Source organism: Streptomyces lancefieldiae (assembly GCF_031845825.1).
Classification (GTDB): Bacteria; Actinomycetota; Actinomycetes; order Streptomycetales; family Streptomycetaceae; genus Streptomyces; species Streptomyces lancefieldiae.
In genome coordinates this window covers 143,240-161,214 of record NZ_JAVRFH010000015.1, presented here as the reverse complement: position 1 = coordinate 161,214, position 17,975 = coordinate 143,240, and the positions used below count along the sequence as shown (strand labels likewise).

11 protein-coding genes, 3 tRNA genes and 1 pseudogene are annotated in these 17,975 nt (G+C 73.7%); 4 read left to right on the top strand and 11 right to left on the bottom strand.

Annotated elements, in window-relative coordinates:
- Positions 1-31: 31 nt before the first annotated feature.
- The 4 genes from RM812_RS17895 to RM812_RS17880 form a co-directional block, all read right to left on the bottom strand.
- A complete protein-coding gene (locus RM812_RS17895) occupies positions 32-1,963 on the bottom strand; it encodes an ABC transporter ATP-binding protein (protein WP_311573575.1) in 1,932 nt (643 codons plus the stop codon).
- Entirely contained in the window at positions 1,963-3,696 is a 1,734-nt protein-coding gene (locus RM812_RS17890; RefSeq protein WP_311573574.1) for an ABC transporter ATP-binding protein, read from the bottom strand. The genes RM812_RS17895 and RM812_RS17890 overlap by 1 nt, the downstream gene beginning before the upstream one ends.
- A gap of 135 nt (positions 3,697-3,831) precedes the next feature.
- Positions 3,832-5,286 carry a xylulokinase gene (locus tag RM812_RS17885; RefSeq protein ID WP_311573573.1) on the bottom strand — a complete coding sequence of 485 codons (1,455 nt, stop codon included), beginning with the start codon at positions 5,284-5,286 and terminating at the stop codon, positions 3,832-3,834.
- A gap of 55 nt (positions 5,287-5,341) precedes the next feature.
- Positions 5,342-5,647, bottom strand: coding sequence for a YtxH domain-containing protein (locus RM812_RS17880; RefSeq protein ID WP_311573572.1), 306 nt, complete (start codon positions 5,645-5,647; stop codon positions 5,342-5,344).
- Positions 5,648-5,795: 148 nt separating this feature from the next.
- On the opposite strand from RM812_RS17880, the gene RM812_RS17875 reads away from it, so the two are divergent.
- From RM812_RS17875 to RM812_RS17865, 3 genes are all read left to right on the top strand, one after another.
- A tRNA-Asn gene (locus RM812_RS17875) sits at positions 5,796-5,868 on the top strand.
- A gap of 5 nt (positions 5,869-5,873) precedes the next feature.
- Positions 5,874-5,946, top strand: a tRNA-Asn gene (locus RM812_RS17870).
- A gap of 255 nt (positions 5,947-6,201) precedes the next feature.
- Positions 6,202-6,275: transfer RNA gene (locus RM812_RS17865), tRNA-Ile, on the top strand.
- 351 nt (positions 6,276-6,626) lie between these two features.
- On the opposite strand, the pseudogene RM812_RS17860 reads toward RM812_RS17865, so the two are convergent.
- Positions 6,627-7,143 (bottom strand): annotated as a pseudogene (locus RM812_RS17860) (GNAT family N-acetyltransferase).
- Between the two features lie 205 nt (positions 7,144-7,348).
- On the opposite strand from RM812_RS17860, the gene RM812_RS17855 reads away from it, so the two are divergent.
- Complete coding sequence (locus RM812_RS17855; RefSeq protein ID WP_311573571.1) at positions 7,349-7,876, top strand: hypothetical protein; 528 nt, start codon at positions 7,349-7,351, stop codon at positions 7,874-7,876.
- Between the two features lie 136 nt (positions 7,877-8,012).
- Here the strand turns inward: RM812_RS17855 and RM812_RS17850 are convergent, their stop codons facing one another.
- The 6 genes from RM812_RS17850 to RM812_RS17825 all read right to left on the bottom strand — a co-directional run bounded on the left by RM812_RS17850 (position 8,013) and on the right by RM812_RS17825 (position 17,966).
- The gene (locus tag RM812_RS17850) at positions 8,013-8,162 is read right to left on the bottom strand and encodes a hypothetical protein (protein WP_311573570.1); all 150 of its coding nucleotides are present in this window, start codon (positions 8,160-8,162) and stop codon (positions 8,013-8,015) included.
- A gap of 112 nt (positions 8,163-8,274) precedes the next feature.
- Entirely contained in the window at positions 8,275-8,952 is a 678-nt protein-coding gene (locus RM812_RS17845; RefSeq protein ID WP_311573569.1) for an ANTAR domain-containing protein, read from the bottom strand.
- Between the two features lie 242 nt (positions 8,953-9,194).
- Entirely contained in the window at positions 9,195-10,649 is a 1,455-nt protein-coding gene (locus tag RM812_RS17840) for a sensor histidine kinase (protein ID WP_311573568.1), read from the bottom strand.
- 38 nt (positions 10,650-10,687) lie between these two features.
- The gene (locus tag RM812_RS17835) at positions 10,688-11,737 is read right to left on the bottom strand and encodes a rod shape-determining protein (protein ID WP_311573567.1); all 1,050 of its coding nucleotides are present in this window, start codon (positions 11,735-11,737) and stop codon (positions 10,688-10,690) included.
- A 129-nt stretch (positions 11,738-11,866) separates the two neighbouring features.
- Entirely contained in the window at positions 11,867-16,951 is a 5,085-nt protein-coding gene (locus tag RM812_RS17830) for an SAV_2336 N-terminal domain-related protein (RefSeq protein ID WP_311573566.1), read from the bottom strand.
- Complete coding sequence (locus RM812_RS17825; RefSeq protein ID WP_311573565.1) at positions 16,941-17,966, bottom strand: AAA family ATPase; 1,026 nt, start codon at positions 17,964-17,966, stop codon at positions 16,941-16,943. The genes RM812_RS17830 and RM812_RS17825 overlap by 11 nt, the downstream gene beginning before the upstream one ends.
- Between the last annotated feature and the right edge of the window lie 9 nt (positions 17,967-17,975).

Genomic DNA, 17,975 nt, shown 5'->3' with positions numbered 1-17,975 from the left:
TCCCGCTCCCCCTTGCGTTCGTGGCCGCCGGTCAGTCGAGCTCGGCGACCGCCTGCGAGAACTGCGCCGCGTACAGGCGCGCGTACCCGCCCCCGGCCGCCAGCAGTTCGCTGTGCGTGCCCTGCTCGATGATGGACCCGTTCTCCATCACCAGGATCGTGTCCGCGTCCCGGATCGTCGACAGCCGGTGCGCGATCACGAACGACGTCCGCCCGTGCGCCAGCTTGGCCATCGCCTTCTGGATCAGCACCTCGGTCCGCGTGTCCACGGACGACGTCGCCTCGTCGAGGACCAGGATCACCGGGTCGGACAGGAAGGCCCGCGCGATGGTGATGAGCTGCTTCTCACCGGCGCTCACCCCCGTGCCCTCGTCGTCGATCACCGTGTCGTAGCCGTCGGGCAGCGTCCGCACGAACCGGTCGGCGTGCGCGGCCCGCGCCGCATCCTCGATCTCCCCGCGGGTGACCTCGCGGGATGCCCCGTACGCGATGTTCTCCGCGATCGTGCCGCCGAACAGCCAGGTGTCCTGGAGCACCATGCCGATGCCGGACCGCAGCTCGTCGCGGGACATCTTCGCTATGTCGACGCCGTCCAGGGTGATCCGGCCGCCGGAGACCTCGTAGAACCGCATCAGCAGATTGACGAGCGTCGTCTTGCCGGCACCCGTCGGACCGACGATGGCGACCGTGTGGCCCGGCTCCACCTTCAGCGACAGGTCCTCGATCAGCGGCTTCTCCGGGTCGTAGCGGAACGACACGTGCTCCAGCTCCACCCGCCCGCGCAGGTCCTCGGGCCGGGCACCCGGGATCGGGTCCGCCGACTGCTCCTTGGCGTCCAGCAGCTCGAAGACCCGCTCCGCCGACGCCACACCCGACTGCACCAGGTTCGCCATCGACGCCACCTGCGTCAGCGGCATCGAGAACTGCCGGGAGTACTGGATGAACGCCTGCACGTCACCGATGGACAGCGAGCCCGACGCCACCCGCAGACCACCCACCACCGCGACCAGCACGTAGTTCAGGTTCGACACGAACATCATCAGCGGCTGCATGATCCCGCTGTTGAACTGGGCCTTGAACCCGGCCTCGTACAGCGCCTCGTTCTGCTCGGCGAACTGCTGCGCCGACTCCTCCTGGCGCCCGAACACCTTCACCAGCGCGTGCCCGGTGTACATCTCCTCGATGTGCGCGTTCAGCTGCCCGGTCGAGCGCCACTGCTGCACGAACTGCGGCTGCGACCGCTTGCCGACCCGCGTGGCCACCACGAAGGACAGCGGCACCGTCACCAGCGCGACCAGCGCGAGGATCCAGGAGACGTAGAACATCATCGCCAGCACGCCGATGATGGTGAGCAGCGAGTTGATCAGCTGGCCCATCGACTGCTGGAGCGTCTGCCCGATGTTGTCGATGTCGTTCGTCGCCCGGCTCAGCACCTCACCGCGCTGCCGCTTGTCGAAGTACGACAGCGGCAGCCGGGACAGCTTCGTCTGCACGTCCTCGCGCATCCGGAACATCGTCCGGTTGACCGCCCGGTTCACCAGCCGCGTCGCCACCGCCATCAGCAGCCCCGCCACGGAGAACACCGCGAGCGCCAGCAGCAGCACGTGCCCCACGGCGGTGAAGTCGATGCCCTCGCCCGGCGTGAAGTCCGTGCTGCGCAGCATGTCGGCGACATCGCCGTCACCGCGCTCCCGCATGGACGCGAGGACCTGCTCCTTCGTGGCCCCGGACGGCATGTCCCGCCCCACGATGCCCGCGAAGACCAGGTCGGTGGCCTTGCCGAGGATCTTCGGCCCGATCACGTTGAGGCCGACGCTGACGACCACGCAGGCCACCAGCACGTAGATCGTCACCCGCTCCGGCCGGAACCGGGCGACGAGCCGTTTGCCCGACGCCTTGAAGTCCATCGAACGCTGGTCGGGGGCGCCGGCCCCGGCCATCATGCGACCGCCAGGCCCTGCCATCAGGCAGCCTCCGCTTCCGTCAGCTGGGAGAGCACGATCTCCCGGTAGGTCTCGTTGTCCGCCATCAGCTCGTGGTGCCGGCCCACGCCGACCACCCGCCCCTCGTCCAGCACGATGATCCGGTCGGCGTCCCGGATGGTCGCCACCCGCTGCGCCACGATCACCACGGTCGCCTCGGCCGTCTCCCGGGCCAGCGCGGCGCGCAGCGCGGCGTCGGTGGCGTAGTCGAGCGCCGAGAAGGAGTCGTCGAAGAGGTAGATCTCCGGGCGCTGCACCAGCGTCCGGGCGATCGACAGCCGCTGCCGCTGGCCGCCCGACACATTGGTCCCGCCCTGCGCGATCGGCGCGTCGAGCCCGCCCTCCAGCCGCTCCACGAACTCCTTGGCCTGCGCCACCTCCAGCGCGTGCCACAGTTCCTCGTCCGTGGCGTCCGGACTGCCGTAGCGCAGGTTGGTCGCGACCGTGCCCGCGAAGAGGTACGGCTTCTGCGGCACCAGGCTCACGACCCGCGCCAGCAGCTTCGGGTCGACGGTCCGTACGTCCACCCCGTCGACGAGCACCTCCCCGTCGGTGGCGTCGAACAGCCGGGGCACCAGCCCGAGCAGCGTGGACTTGCCGCTGCCGGTCGAGCCGATGACGGCGGTCGTCTCGCCGGGCCGCGCCACCAGCTCGATGTTCCTCAGCACCGGCTCCTCGGCCCCCGGATACCGGAACCCGGCGCCCCGGAGCTCCAGATGCCCGTGCCGGCGCAGCTCGGTGACCGGCGCCACCGGAGGCACCACACTGCTCTCGGTCTCCAGGACCTCCTGGATCCGCTCCGCGCACACCTCCGCGCGCGGCACCATCATGAACATGAAGGTGGCCATCATCACGGACATGACGATCTGCATGAGGTAGGCCAGGAACGCGGTCAGATCGCCGATCTGCATCCCGCCGCTCTCGATCCGGTGGGCACCGAACCACACCACGGCGATCGACGACAGGTTCACCACCGTCATGACCACCGGGAACATCAGCGCGAGCAGGTTGCCGGTGCCCAGCGCCACCTCCGTGAGATCCGAGTTGGCCTTGCGGAACCGCTGCTGCTCGTACTCGTCCCGGACGAAGGCGCGGATGACGCGGTTGCCGGTGATCTGCTCGCGCAGCACCCGGTTCACCGTGTCCAGCCGGTCCTGCATGGCCCGGAACAGCGGGCGCAGCCGCCGTACGATCAGCATGACGCAGACCGCCAGCAGCGGCACGACCGCGACCAGCACGCCGGACAGCGGCACGTCCAGACCCAGCGCCAGCACGATGCCGCCGACGCACATGATGGGCGCCGAGACCATCAGCGTGAACGTCATCAGCGCCAGCATCTGGACCTGCTGCACGTCGTTCGTCGTCCGGGTGATCAGCGAGGGCGCGCCGAACGTGCCGACCTCGCGCGCCGAGAAGGACTGCACCCGGTCGAAGACGGCACCCCGTACGTCCCGGCCGAGCGCGGAGGCCGTGCGTGCGCCGTAGTAGACGGCGCCGATGTTGCACACCACCTGGGCCAGGGAGATGCCGACCATCAGGGCGCCGTAGCCCAGGATGTAGCCGGAGTCCCCCTGCACGACACCGTTGTCGATGATGTCCGCGTTCAGGGTCGGCAGGTAGAGGGTGGCGCAGGTCTGCACGAACTGCAGTGCCACCAGCAGGGCGATGGGTTTGTGGTAGGGCCTGAGACAGGCCCGCAGGAGTCGTATGAGCACGCTGGGTCTCTCGGAGTCGGCGGCAGGGGCGGGTGGTTGCCCCTGGCCCCCATCGTCGAACACTCCACCCGTGTTACCTCAACCGATTAACCCGTCAGGGCCGTCCTTCCGGCCCTGCGGGCGGCACGCGGCCCCTCACGTGCGCAGCGCCCCCGGATGCGTCTGCTCCCGCACCGACACGAACTGCTGCCGCACCGCCTGCCCCACCGCCAGTTCCTCGCCCGGCTCCAGCACCTGCGCGACCGCGCCCTGCCAGACGGGCGGGGTGCGCGGGTCCAGCGTGCCCTGGGAGGCGCCCAGCGCCCACGCCGCCTGCCGGGCGGAGCCGATCGCCGCGTAGTCCGCCGGCTGCGGTACGACGACCTGCGTCCCGAACAGGGCGGGCGCCGCCGCCCGCACGGCCGGCAACTCTGCCGCCGCGCCCAGCAGGAAGACCCGCCGTACGTCCACGCCCCGGCCGCGCAGCACGTCGAGGGCGTCGGCGAGACCGCACAGCATGCCCTCGAACGCGGCCCGCGCCAGGTGCTCCGGCTTCATCGACTCGCGCCTGAGCCCGGCGAGCGTCCCGGCGGTGTGGGGGAGGTTCGGCGTGCGCTCGCCCTCCAGGTAGGGCAGCAGCACCAGTCCGTGCGCGCCCGGCGTCGACTTCATCGCCAGTTCGGACAGGCTCTCCAGGTCCGGCACGCCGAGCAGTTCCGCGGCGCCGCGCAGGGTCCGTACGGCGTTCAGGGTGGTGACGACCGGCAGGTGCATGCCGGTGGCGTCCGCCAGGGCGGTGATCATCCCGGACTGGTCGACGAGCGGCTCGGTGTGCACGGCCATCACGGACCCGGAGGCGCCCAGTGACACCACCGCGTCGCCCAGTCCGATCCCGAGCCCGAAGGCCGCGGCCATCGTCTCGCCGGTCCCGGCGGAGATCAGCAGCCCCTCCGGCGTCGTACCCGCCGCTTCCGCCGGGCCGATGACCTCCGGCAGCATCACCTGGTGCCCGAGCGCCAGCTCGACCAGGTCGGGCCGGTAACCGCCGGTCGCCGCCGACCAGTAGCCGGTCCCGGACGCCCCGCCCCGGTCGGTGGTCCTCCTGGCCGGCCGGCCGAGGAGCTGCCACACCAGCCAGTCGTGCGCCTGGAGCAGTACGGCGGTCCGGGCGGCGGCCTCGGGCTCGGTCCTCGCCAGCCACCGCAGCTTGGCCACCGGCTGCGCGGCCTGCGGCACCGAGCCCACGGCCTGCGCCCACGCCTCACGCCCGCCGAGCGCGTCGATCAGGTCGGCCGCCGCGACCTGGGAGCGCTTGTCGCCGCCCACCATGGCCGGGCGCACGGAGTTGCCCTGCGCGTCCAGCGGCACCACCGAGTTCGCCTGCGCCGAGACGCCGATGGCCTGCACGCCCTCGAGCAGCCCGCCGCCGGCGGCCTCCCCGAGGGACAGCAGCCAGGCCTGCGGGTCGACGTCCGAGGGACGGCCCCCGCCTTCGGGGCTCTCCACCGGATGCGGTGCGTAGCCCTGCCGCAGCACGGCACCCGTGTCCGAGTCGCAGACGACGATACGAGTGAAATCGGGCGAACTGTCCAGCCCGGCGACTATCCCCATGCCCGAAATTCTGCCGTACCGGAAGAGGTGTCCGTACCCGGTGGGGGCACGGGCGTCAGGTGTTGCTGGTGCCCCAGGCGTCCGGACCGCTGCCGTTCGCGCCGCGTTCGCGCAGCGAGCGGACCCGCTGGGCCACCGAGTCGGGCATCCGGTCGCCGACCTTGTCGCTCACCACGTGGAAGGCCTTGTCGGCGAAGTGCCTGCCCTGCTGTGCCGCCGACTCCGCGGTGTTGCGGACGGCCGGGTTCTGCGCGACCTGCCGCGCGGACTTCCGCAACTGCTCGTAACGCTCGCGCCCGGCCTTCGCGCCCAGCACGTAACCCACCGCGAGTCCGACGACGAACGTGAGCCGGTAACGCATGGCGGCCACCCTTCCCTTGCCCTGGCTTTCCGGTGTCGGGGGGTACTGATTGGCGAAGCACCCCCCTGCTTGCGCTAATGTATGTGTCGCAGCGAGCGCACGCCCCCTGGGGGATACCCCGGAAGGCACGTTCGATGCGACGAGACTTTCCTCCGTAGCTCAATTGGCAGAGCAGCCGGCTGTTAACCGGCAGGTTACTGGTTCGAGTCCAGTCGGGGGAGCTCGGTCCTCCGTAGCTCAATTGGCAGAGCAGCCGGCTGTTAACCGGCAGGTTACTGGTTCGAGTCCAGTCGGGGGAGCATGGTGAACGAGGACCCCACCGGGGTCCTTTTTCATGTCCGGTCTCCTGCCCCCGGGAACGTCCGGCGGACCCCTGCCGGGCCCCTGCCGGAGACCTGGCCCACTCCTGGCGAGTCCCGGGAACCGCACGGCACGCTGCGGAGTCCTCAAGGTCATGAGGGCAGCCGTGGAAGCCGACCATCCGAGGCAGGAGATCGTATGAGCGGCTATGCTGCGGCAGACGGCGCGCACACATGTACGCGACACGCCGCTATGGGGCGGTAGCTCAGCCGGTTAGAGCAGCGGACTCATAATCCGTCGGCCGTGGGTTCGAGTCCCACCCGCCCCACTCCTGCCCTCCCGGGCAAAATCGTTCTGACCTGCGTCGGAGCGTTCGGCGTCGGACTCGGTTACCGGGTCCGTGGCCGATTCTCTCCGCGGGGTGGTCACAGAGTGGTCACGCGTGCCGGAAGTTCGCCCAGCCGGAGCCTTCCGGGCCCGGGGGATGAGCGCCGCCGCCCGCTCCGCGCCCTTACGGGCCTGCGTTCGTACTTGCACCGGTTCCACCACGCCGCCGAGCAGTGGCGTCGGCACGGTGACCGGCGCCCCGCGTGGACTGCGCCGCCGCCACCTCGCCGCACGCCCACGCCGGCCTGCAGCCACCGGGACCATGCATCGCCTGGCCGTGCGGTCCGCGGGGTCAGGAGGGCTTGAGGTCGGTGCGCGGGTTGATGGCCCAGTGGTTGCTTCGCAGGACTCGGTCCGCGAACGTGACGTCTTGTTCGGTGATGAAGAGGAAGCCGAGGGATCGGCAGATGCCGTTCGAGGCTCCGTTGCTCGTTGCCGGAAACGCGTGCACGACACCCCAGCGATCCTCGTCCCGAGCCTGTTCGAGAAGGGTTCGGGCCGCGCGCTTGCCCAGGCCGCAGCCCTGGAACTGCGGCAGGATCATCCATCCGATCTCTGAGACGGGCCCTTCGTCAGTGTCATGGGACCAGATGGTCACCGACCCGGCCACCACGTCGGGAGTGTCCGGGTCGGGAATGATCATCCTGATCCAGGAAGGCATCGGCGGCCGCCTCCATGGTGTCGCGACGCACCTTGTCGGCCATGCGATCACGCGGCAGTGGGCCGCCGAGATCGGCCATCATGACGGGGTCGCACCGCATCCGGACGTACGCGTCGACGTCGTCCGGTGTGACGTTGCGCAACTGCACGGGGCCCTCCTTGCCGTTGTGCTCGGTACGGTCACATGATGCGAGGCGGCGGTCAACACCGCACGCCGTTTCGCCACGCGGCCTCGGGGTCGAAGCAGGCAGGGTGGTCCGCGAAGCAGGCCGCTTCCGCGACGAATTCGGGCCTCTCCTGTCCGTGTGGACCAAGACGCCGCGCCCTGTCGGTCCGGGCCGGTACCGTGCCGGCATGACTGAGGACGAGGACTATCTCGACAAGAGCCCGTCAGCCGCTCAGATGGGCAAGGCGGCTGAGTACCTGGTCGCGGCATCCTGCATCCTCGCCACCCAGGGTGAGTTGAACGTCTCGACGGCCCAGGTCGACAACCAGGGGGTGGATCTGGTCTTCCACCGGCAGGGGAGCCCGGTGACCCTGGCCGTACAGGTGAAATCGCGCATGTCCACGACCTCGGTTGTTCAGAAGGGCCGGTATCTGGCCGACGTCCGGTCTCAGACGTTCCGGGCTCGCGATGACCTGGACATGCTCTTCGTGGCGGTAGATGTCGAGCGCAGGGCGATCATGACCGCCTGGCTGATACCGAGCGGCGTGTTCGGCGAGATGGTGAGTGAGCCCAACGGCAAGGGGAAGTACCGGTTCGCCGCCTCCCTGAAACCGGACTCCAAGGATCGCTGGTCGCCGTACCGGCTGACAGGTCCGGAGCTGGCACAGCGGATCCTGGCCCGGCTCTCGGAGGTGGAGAAGGCCGCGCCACGCTGAATCGCTCCCGTCCTCGCCCGGCCACCTGCGGGTTTCGTGCCAAGAAGGAGCCCGGCGGGCAGCTCGGCTGCGTACCCGCCGGTAACCCTTCGCCCCCCTCATGATCCGCCGGCCCTGAGTTCGAGCGGCCTCGTCGCTACGGGCCGTCCGTGTCCTCCGCGGTGTCCTCGTCGTCGCGCTCCCCCTCCGCCTGGGAGGGAGTGGTGTGCGGCGGGTCCTGGCGCTCCGGGGTGCCCGGCTCGTCGTCGCGTTCGCCCTCGGCCTGGGACGGGGTCTGCTCGCTCATCGTGATGCCTCCTGAAGCCGGACGGGTTTCGCGCCGAGTACCCCCGCCGGACGGCGCGGCACACCACCGCCGGAGGGATCAGCCGGTCCTCCGACGCCGGCGGGCCCGGCTCTCAGCGGCCGATCCGGGCCAGCGCCGTGCGCAGGGCCGCACGCACCTCCGGCGGCGGGGCCGGGCCGTCGTTCTCGGCGCCGGAGGTGACCGCCGCGGCGACCGCGCGCAGCTTGGTGTTGGACAGCTGGGAGGCCTCCCGCAGGATGTGCCACGCCTCGTCCGGTGTGCAGGCGTGCAGGGCCATCAGCACGCCCCGCGCCTGGTCGATGACCGGGCGGGAGGCGAGGGCGTGGCGGAGCTGCTCCACCTCCTCCTGGAGGACGTGCAGCCGCTCGGCGGGGGCCGCGGCGCGTTCGGGCGCGGGTGGCGGTTCCGGGCGGTGGGCCGTGACGCGCAGGGGGTCGGTGGGGTCCAGGCCGGCCAGCTCCAGGACCCGGAGCGGCTGGCCGTGCCAGTTCGTCGCCGTGGCCGACACCGCCCGCCGGTGGCTGTAGCCGTCCAGCAGGTCCAGGAACCGCAGCCCCGCCCTGTCCATGAACACCACGTCGCGCATGTCCAGGTCGACCCGGGCGAGGCCGTCGGCCGGCAGTGCGGCCAGGGCCTCGGCCAGGATGTCCGCGCACCCGTGGACGAGCTCTCCCCGCGGGACGAGCAGCGCCCGGCCCGCGTCCACTCGGCCGTCGATGACCAGGATGGCCGGCCTTCCCGCCGGACGTGGTGGTGCCGCTGGGGTCATGTCACCCGCCTTGTCCGTCCTTCGTTCGGTCCCTGACAGACGTTCCGCAACGTTCCGCAACGTCCCGCAGCCCGCCCGCCCGTCGGCCCCCGGTGGCCGGCTGCGCTGTCGGTGCGCCTGCCCGTCGGACGGTGGACTACACCCGGGAAAGAGGAATGACCGGTCCATGGGTGGGTAATGGCGCTGACCGGTCGTGTGCCGCCCGAGCACCCGGCCGCTCCGTGCCGCCCCGGCACGCGCGCTCACAGCGGTGACCGCCACACGACCGTCGTCCCCTCGCCGGACCGCCCACTCCCGCCCTCGCCGTTCCCCTGCCTCTCGCCGTCGTCGAAGACCGTCAGCAGTACGGCGTCCCGGCCGTCCGGCAGGGCGGCGTTCGCGTCCACGGCGACCTCGACCCGAAAGACGCCCGGCCGGCGGGCCGCGGCGGTCAGGGCGTGGCGCAGGGCGGTGACGAGGCGGTCCGCGACCCGGTCCGGTACGCGGGTGTCGACGGCGCCCGTGAAATGCGTGGACGGCGGGAAACCGAGCAGGGCGGCGGCGGACGCGGTCTCGCGCAGCACCCGGCCGCGCAGGCCGGTCGGCGGACCGGCCGGCGGCTGCTGCAGCGCGACGATCGCCGTACGGACCTCCTGGACCGTGGACCGCAGCTCGTCCACCGCTCGGCCGAGGAGGTCGCCGACGCCGTCCGCGCCGGGGCGGCGCTGTGTGGACTCCAGCATCATGCCGGTGGCGAACAGCCGCTGCACCACCAGGTCGTGCAGGTCACGGGCGATGCGGTCACGGTCCTCGTAGACCGCGAGGCGCTCCCGGCCGCGCCGGGCGTCGGCGAGGACGAGGGCGAGCGCGGCCTGGGAGGCGAACTGGGTCGCGAGCAGCCGTTCGACGGCCGTGTACGGGCGGTCGCCGCGGCGGCGGGGCAGGGCGAGGGTGCCGATCAGCCGGCCGCTCGCCCGCAGGGGCAGCATCATGCTCGGCCCGAACCGGTGCCGTACGTGCGTCGTCATGCGCGGGTCGGTCGCCGAGTCCGCGAGGAACACCGGCTCGCCGCCCAGGAGCTGCTCCAGGACGGGGCTGCCCGGCGCGATGGCCGTGCCGACGATGCCGGCCGGGTCGTCGGGTGTCGAGGCGGTCACGATCTCCATGCCGCCCTCGGGGGTCGGCTGCAGGATGACGCCCGCCGCGGCGTCGGCCAGCAGCCGGGCCCGTTCGGCGACCGTCGTCAGCGCGTCGTCGGCGCTGTCCTCGGTGAGCAGCGCGGTGGTGACGGCTGCCGCGCCCTCGATCCAGCGCTCGCGCTGCCGGGCCGTCTCGTACAGCCGGGCGTTGCCGATCGCGATGCCGGCCTGCGTGGCCAGCACCCGCAGCAGCTGCTCGTCCTCGGCCGTGAACGGGCCCCCGCCGGGCCGCCCGGTCAGGCGGAGTTCGCCGAACTCCTCGTCCCGTACGTGGATCGGCATCCGCAGCAGGTGCGCCGTCCCCGGTGCGCCGTTCCCGCCCGGGGTGCGGATCTCCGTGAGGCCGTCCCGGTCGGGGTCGGCGGTGACCAGGGTCACCGAGGCGGCGCCGGTCAGCTCGGCGGCGCCGTCGACGACGCGCCGCAGGGTGCCGCGCAGACCGAGGTCGGCGCCGACTCCCAGGACGGCGTCGAGGAGGCGGGTCAGTCGGGGCGGGAGGGGCGCGGGCTGCGCGGTCATGCGCTCGTTCCCGGTGCGGCGGGAGGGGCAGGGCGGGGTCAGTCGGACGACGTCGGGTGCAGGGCCAGCGGCTCGATCCGGCCCTCCAGCATGATGCCGAGGCCCTGGACCGCGCACACGTCGGGCCGCTCCGCGATGTGCACCGGCATGCCGGTGGCCTGACGCAGCATCTGGTCGAAACCGGGCAGCAGCGCGCTCCCGCCGACCATCATGATCCCGCGGTCGGCGAGGTCCGCGACCAGGTCCGGCGGGCAGACCCGCAGCACCTTGCCGATGCCGTCGAGCACGGCCGTCAGCGGTGTCTGGATGGCGTTGCGCACGGCGGCGGTGTCCACGTGGACGCTGCGGGCGAGCCCGGTCGCCACGTCCCGCCCGTGGATCTCCGTCGACGCCGGTCCCTGCGAGGTCAGCCCGTTGCCGGACAGGGCGATCTGCAGCGGCCGCACGGACTGGCTGGGCAGCAGCAGCTCGTGCTGGTGTCGCAGGTGCTGGACGATCGCGTGGTCCACGGCCTCACCGCCGACCGGGATCCGCTCCGCGCACACGATGGAGCCGAGGGAGAGCACCGCGACCTGGGTGGCGTGCGCCCCGCAGACCATGACCATGGTCGCCTCGGGCTGCTCCACGGGCAGTCCGCAGCCGACCGCCGCGGCGATCAGCGTGTCGACGAGTTCCACGCGGCGCGCGCCGAGCCCGACCAGCGTCTCGATCGCCGCCCGCCGCGCCAGCGGATCGGCGTCGTGCGGGGTGCAGGCGGCGGCGCGCAGCCGGGGCTTGCGGCGCAGGTTGCGGCGGATCTTGTCACCGAGCAGGTGCCGCAGCATGCGCTGGGCCATCTCGATGTCGACGACCGTGCCGCCGGAGACGGGCCGCACGACGCGGATGTAACCGGGGGTGCGCCCCGTCATCCTCTCCGCGAACTCGCCGACCGCGATGAGCGCCCCGGTGCGGGTGTTGACCGCGGCGGCGGACGGCTGGTCCACGACGAGTCCGGCACCCTTCACGTACACGCGGGTCCGCGCCGCGCCCAGATCGACGGCGAAGTGGCAGCGGCGCAGCTGCTCCAGACTGGCGGTACTGGCGGTCATGCAGATCCTCCCGAGAGCGCGGACCGTGCGGGCCGCCCGGTGGCCGGCCTCTCAGGCATCGTGCGCCCGGGCCGGAGCGGTCGCCTTCCGGAGGGGGCCGGGCGGGGGGCCGCTGAACGGGGGGGACGGTCAGCGGTTCTCGGCGGCGGTGAGCAGGGCACGCAGATCCGGTACGAGGAGTGCGTCGCCGTCCGCCGCCCGCAGTTCCCGCCGGACTCGTTCGCCCCGCCAGTAGCCGATGAACGGCAGACCGACCGCGCGCGCTGCGGACTGTTCGGCGACGCAGGAACCGATCAGCACGCACGCGTCGGCGGGGGCGCCGAGCCGCTCCAGGGCTCGGTGGAGGACGTCCGGGTCGGGCATGAGGCGGCTGAGATCGGCGTCCCGGCCGTGGACTCCGCCCGTGAGACGGCCCAGCAGGTTCCGCCGCCGCAGATACGCGGCGACCGGGGCCGGCGCCCGGTCGGTCACCACGGCGGTGGGCACCTTGCGGGTGTCCAGCGCCAGGACCAGCCGGGCGGCCAGGGGGGTCGCCCGCGCGGTGCGCGCCGCGCGCTCCTCGTGCCGTTCGAGCCTCAGGCGCACGTCCTGGGCGAGCCGGTGTCCGGCGAGCGCCCGGATGAGGTCGAGGGTGCCGGCGTACCCCTCCGACGCGGCCCGGGGCAGCGGTACCCCGGCCAGTGCGTCCTCGGGATCGCGCCCCTCCACGACGAGGCGCGCGATGTCCAGCAGCACCTCCCGTTCCGCGGCGGGCCGGTACAGCCGGGCCACCACGTCGTCGAAGCCGAGGAGCACGCACCGGGCGCCGGCGATCAGGTCCGCGGGTGAGACCGCCGCGCGGCGGACCCGGGCACGGGTGCCGGCCAGGGCCGGGGCCGGGGCAGGGGCCGGGGCGGGGTCCGGGGCACGGTCGGGCCGCGGGCCGAAGGACCATCGGACGTCGTAGCCGGGCACGTCCACCCGCTCGAGGTCGAAGGTACGGCCCTCCCGGACCGCGGCGAGGGGGCCCTCGGTCAGCTCGGCGATCACCGCGCGCAGGTCGGTTCGCCGCCCGGCCACGGCCTCGACCGGGTCCGCCACGCGCCACACCGCGTCCACCCCCGGCAGCCCGGTGGCGAGGACGTGCTCGGACAGGTCGACCTCGAAGTACTGCCAGGCCGCACGGGTGCGGTCGGGCGCCGACCGCACCCGGGGGGAATCCGGCAGGGCGAGGTCGCCGCCGGGCAGCCGTAGGACCACGGCCCGGGACGCGTCACGGGGGACGGGCACCCAGCCGCCGGCCGGCATGGGGAAGGGCCCGCGCACCGCTCCACCGGCCGGCGCCGCCGCCTCGGGGCCCCCGGCACCGACGACCAGCCGGTACCAGCCGGTGGCGTCGGCCAGCGGCCGGAAGGCGTCCGGCGCGAGGGTGGGGCCGTCCTGCCTCTCCTCGTACACCACGTCGCGGTAGAGGGAGTCCGAGAGGGCGACGACCGCCTGTGCGCCGGAGGCGTCCAGGGCCGCGTCGACCGACCCGGCGTCGGCGCGGAAGACCTGCTCCTCGCTGCCGTCGGGCCGGAACTCCGCCTGCCAGAAGTCCACCCGCAGCCGCAGGCCGCCCACGCGCGCCAGCCGCCCGGGCAGTCCCTCCACGGTAGCCCGCAGGAGGCGGGCGGCCTCCACCCGCGGCCCCAGCAGCACGAGGACGCCGTCCGGATCGTCCAGGAGCCGGTACGCGTCACCGTCGAGCCCACTGTCCGTCAGCAGGTCCGTGACCACGCCGCGAAGGGCGGCGGGGGCCTCGTCGCCCCGGGCGCCGTCGGCGAACGCGTAGCGGACGCAGTCGCGGAAGTCGGTGTCGAAGCCGGCATCGGCCTCGGCGGCCTCGGCGGCCTCCGCCTCCTCCGCGGCCTCCGCGGCCGCGTCCGCCGCGACCTCCGCGAGGATCTCCGCCCTCTCCAGGGCCGTCTCGTGGTCGAGGTCGTCGGCCGACTCGGCCGACCGGTCCGGCTCCTCCGGCTCCCCCAGCAGGGGCGTCCAGAGGGCGTCTTCCGTGGGGAAGGGGCCCTCCGGAAGTTCGTCCGGCGCCAACACGCCGCCGCCGGCCCCGTCCGCGTCCTGATCCGCGTACTCCCGCCACGGGCCGTGGACCGCCGGTTCGTGCTCCTCGCGCAGTTCCCGGCCCAGCGCCGCCAGAGCCGGGCTCCGCCCCCCGGACAGCTCGTACTCCTCGTACACCTCCAGGGCCTCCTCGCCCCGTCCCTGGCCGCGCAGCGCGATCAGGTACAGGCGGCGGAAGTCCTCCCGGTGCGGGTGGGCGCGCAGCAGGCCGGCCAGGTCGGTGGACACGTGGGCGTACCGGCCGAGGGCCAGGTCGATCTCGGCGCGCTTGGTGTACAGGGCGAGGCGCAGCCGCTGCAGGCGGGTGCGGGCGGTGCGGGCGGCCGGGCCGGGCACGTTCGCCAGCGGCTCCGCCCCGCGCCACAGCGCCAGTGCCTCGGCGACCCGGTCGCGTGCGTCGGCGAGCGATCCCTCCAGCCGGGCCATGTCGGCACGCCGCACCAGGTAGTCGCAGTGCACCACGTCCACGTAGTCCGCGCTGGTGTGCACCGCGTAGCCGTGGGCCGGCGTCGCCAGCACGCCCGGGCCCAGCACGGCCGCCAGCCGGTTCGCGAGGCGGGCCAGCTCGGCGCGCGGGTTCCCCGGCTCGTCGCCCGGGTCCCACAGCCCCCACCGCAGCTCGTCGTGCGTCACCGTGCGGCCGTGCTTGAGCAGGAGCACGGCGAGCAGCGCGCGGACGTCCGGCTCGAGGTCGGGGGTGCCGTCGGGCAGGTCGACCCGCAGCGGGCCGAGGACGCGGTACCGGCGCCGCCGGTACACCTCCCGCGCCCGCGTCGACAGCACCGGATGCGTGAGCGTCTCCCGGCCCCGGGCCTGTGTCGAGGGCGAGGCGGACATCAGCTGGTCGAAGGCGTGCGCGTACTGCATCCGCAGACTGCCCGGCAGATGACCGAGGTGGCGGGAGTCGACCGGGACCGTCACGTGCGACGTGCCCGACGTCAGCCGCAGCAACACCTCGCACAGGGCCCGCAGGTCCCCGGAACGGCCGGCCGGCCCGAGCGTCCGGCCCGGTTCGAAGAGACTGAGCCGGACCGTCCCGTCCGGCAGGAGCACCACCCGGGACGTCTCCAGCGCGCCGTGCGTGACGCCCACCTCGTGCACGGCGGCGAGCGCGCGGGCCAACTGGGCCCCGATCGACACGGTCAACGGCGCCGGAAGCCGGTGACCGTACGACCGCGCGAGGGTGTTCAGCGCGATGCCGTCGAGGTGCTCCATGACGACGTACGGGATGTCGCCGTCGATGCCGACGTCGTGGACGGCCACCACGTTGCGGTGGCTGATCCCCTGCAGGAGCCGCGCGGCGCGCAGGAACGCCTCGCGCCGCGCGCGGTCGGTGAGCGTCTCGTGCAGCCGGATCGTCACCGTCCGGCCCTCGGCCCCGTCCTCCGCCAGCCACAGCCTGCCGGTCGGGGCGAGTCGTCGCAGCGGCCGGTAGCGACCTGCCAGTCCCGGCGGCAGGGGCGACGCGACCGGCGCCCGCGCCACGGCGCCCAGCTGCCGCGCGCTCTCCTGGCTGATCGTGGCGACCACCTCGGTCCGCACGGCCCGCTCGGTGCCGTCCGGGGAGGGGACCAGCGCGCGGAACTCGCCGGGCCCGCGCCCCGCGCGTTCGTCGATCAGGCAGCCGGCCCGCAGCAGGAGCTCGCGGGTGCGGCTGCGGGCGGTGCGGGGCAGGCCGCGCAGCAGGAGGTCGCGTACGCCGGGACGGAAGGCGTAGGAGCCGGCCGGCCCGGGGAGGGACGTGAGCATCCCGCTGAGGATCACCTCGGCCAGGTGCTGGGGGCGCGGACGCGGCTCGACGGCGGCCTGCACGAGGCGCATGACCGGCAGGTCCGGACGCCCGAGGGCGAGATGGCCGGCCAGCCGGAACGCCTCCGGGGACGCCGTCGCGCGAAAGCGCAGCACCAGTTCCTCGGCGGACAGCGCGGCGAGGTCGGTACGGTCGTCGGCGTCCGCGGGCAGCGGGCGGTGCAGCGGGGCCGCGGCGCCGGGGTGCTCGGTGCCGCCCGGGCTCGCGACCAGCGACGCCCAGTTGGCCAGCCACCGCGGGTCCGGCTCCAGCACCGGGACGGGCACGGCCCCTTCGGGCCCGAACGGGACGGTGGTGTCGTACGGGCGGAAGGTGAGCGTCGCGTCGGCGGCGGCGCGGTGCGGCGCCGACAGCCGCCCGGGGACCGGGGGCAGGGCGGTGTCCCGCCACAGGTGCTCGGGCAGGGGCTGGACGACGGCCAGCGGCATCTGGCGCGCCCAGCGGCGCAGGGTGCGGTACCAGAGGGTGCCGGCCGGGCCCTGGCGCCACTGCGGGCCCATGCAGTCGCTGATCAGGAGGGTGACCGTACGGCCGTCGGCGGGCGCGTGGGCGCCGCCGCCCCCCACCGTGCCGTCCGGCTCGGCCCGGTGCAGGGCGACCGTGCGGAAGACGCCCGACTGGGCCAGCACCGTGTGCAGTTCGCGCACGAAGGGCCGCCAGACGGGCATCGTGGGCCCGGCGTCGTGCACCAGGTTCAGACGCAGCCAGCGCTCCCGCGCCGGGCGCATGACCGGAAGCCACCAGCGCGGGTCGGCGCCGAGGCGGGCGATGCGGTCGGCGGTCGCCCGCTCGTCCACCACCCGGCCGAGCGGCGCGTCGGTACGGCGCTGCAGGGGGCGCAGGGCGCGTTGCAGTGCCAGGGGGTGGCGCAGCATCGGCGGGGCGGGGGCCAGCAGGGACCGGTGGGGTTCGGTCGCCGCCGCCCCGGGGGAGGGGGCCGGGGACGGCAGGCGCAGCGGGGTGCGGGCCGCCCCGGGAGCGGGGCGCGGCCTGTCGCGCCGGTCCCGTCCGTCCCGGTCCCCCTGCGGCCGGCGCGGGTCCCGCCGCTCTTCCCGGTCCCGCCGCTCCTGCTGCTCCGCCGCCCGCCCGGGGTCCACGGAAGGCGGCGGCCCGTCGGCGTCCGTCCGCGTCGGCCCGTCGGGCTCGTCCGGTGCCGCGGCGTCCCCGACGGGCTCCATCTGCCCGGCCAGCCACAGGAGTTCCGCCAGCTCCAGCGGGGTCGGGCGCACGTCGGAGGCCGCCCGGGCCAGGATCTCGGCCAGGCGGGGCAGGGGAGCCGGCGAGCCGGGGTGGTCAGAAGGCATCCGGCTGCGGGGCCTGGCCCAGGTACGGCATCAACTGCTCGGCCAGTTCGTCGAGGGAGTCGGTGCCGAGACCGGAGGCACGGGCCAGGTAGATCGCGTTCAGGAGCTGGTCGGTGGCCAGGTCACCGCTGCCCACCCGGGACAGGAACCGGTCGATCAGCCGCCGCGCGTACGCGTCGGGCTCGCCCAGGTGGGCGCGGACGATCCCGGCGAGATGGCCGTCGTCCGGCTGCCGCAGGCGCAGCGCGACGCAGCGGCGCAGGAAGGCGGGCGGGAACTCGCGCTCGCCGTTGCTGGTGAGGACGACGAAGGGGAAGGCCTTGCAGCGGACCCGGCCGCGCTCCACCGGCACCCGCTGATCGGTGCCGTCGACCATCACCTCCGCACGCCGGTCCGGGGTGTCCCGGGAGGCGCGCACCAGTTCGGGGATCTCGTACTGGCCCTCCTCCAGGACGTTCAGCAGGTCGTTCGGCAGGTCCAGGTCGCTCTTGTCGATCTCGTCGATGAGCAGGGCGCGGGGGCGGGCGTAGGGGAGGAGAGCGGTGCCGAGCGGGCCGAGGCGCAGGTGGTTCTCGATGCCCGTGCCCGCCGCCGGGCCGTCGTGTTGTTCGGCGGCGTGGCGCGCCGCGTACAGCCGGGAGAGCGGGTCGTACGTGTAGAGGCCGTCGTGGAGCGTGCTGCGGCTGGTGATGTTCCACCGGAGGACCGGGCCGAGCCGCAGTTCGCGGGCGACCGCGTAGGCGAGGGACGACTTGCCGGTGCCGGGCGGGCCGGTGACCAGCAGCGGGCGCCGCAGGTACAGGGCCGCGTTGACCAACTGCACCGTGTGCTCCGTGGCCTGGTAGGTCGCGGCGCGGTGGGTGCGGTCGGGCGAGGTGGCGGAGGCGTCGGCGGCCTCGTCCGGCGGGTCGAGCACGGGGCCGCCGTCGAAGGCCCGCCAGGGCGGGGGAGGGGGCAGCCTGGTGATGCCGTCGTGCGGGGTCGGGGCGCCGGTGTAGACGGGCCACAGGGGCATGGGTTCTTC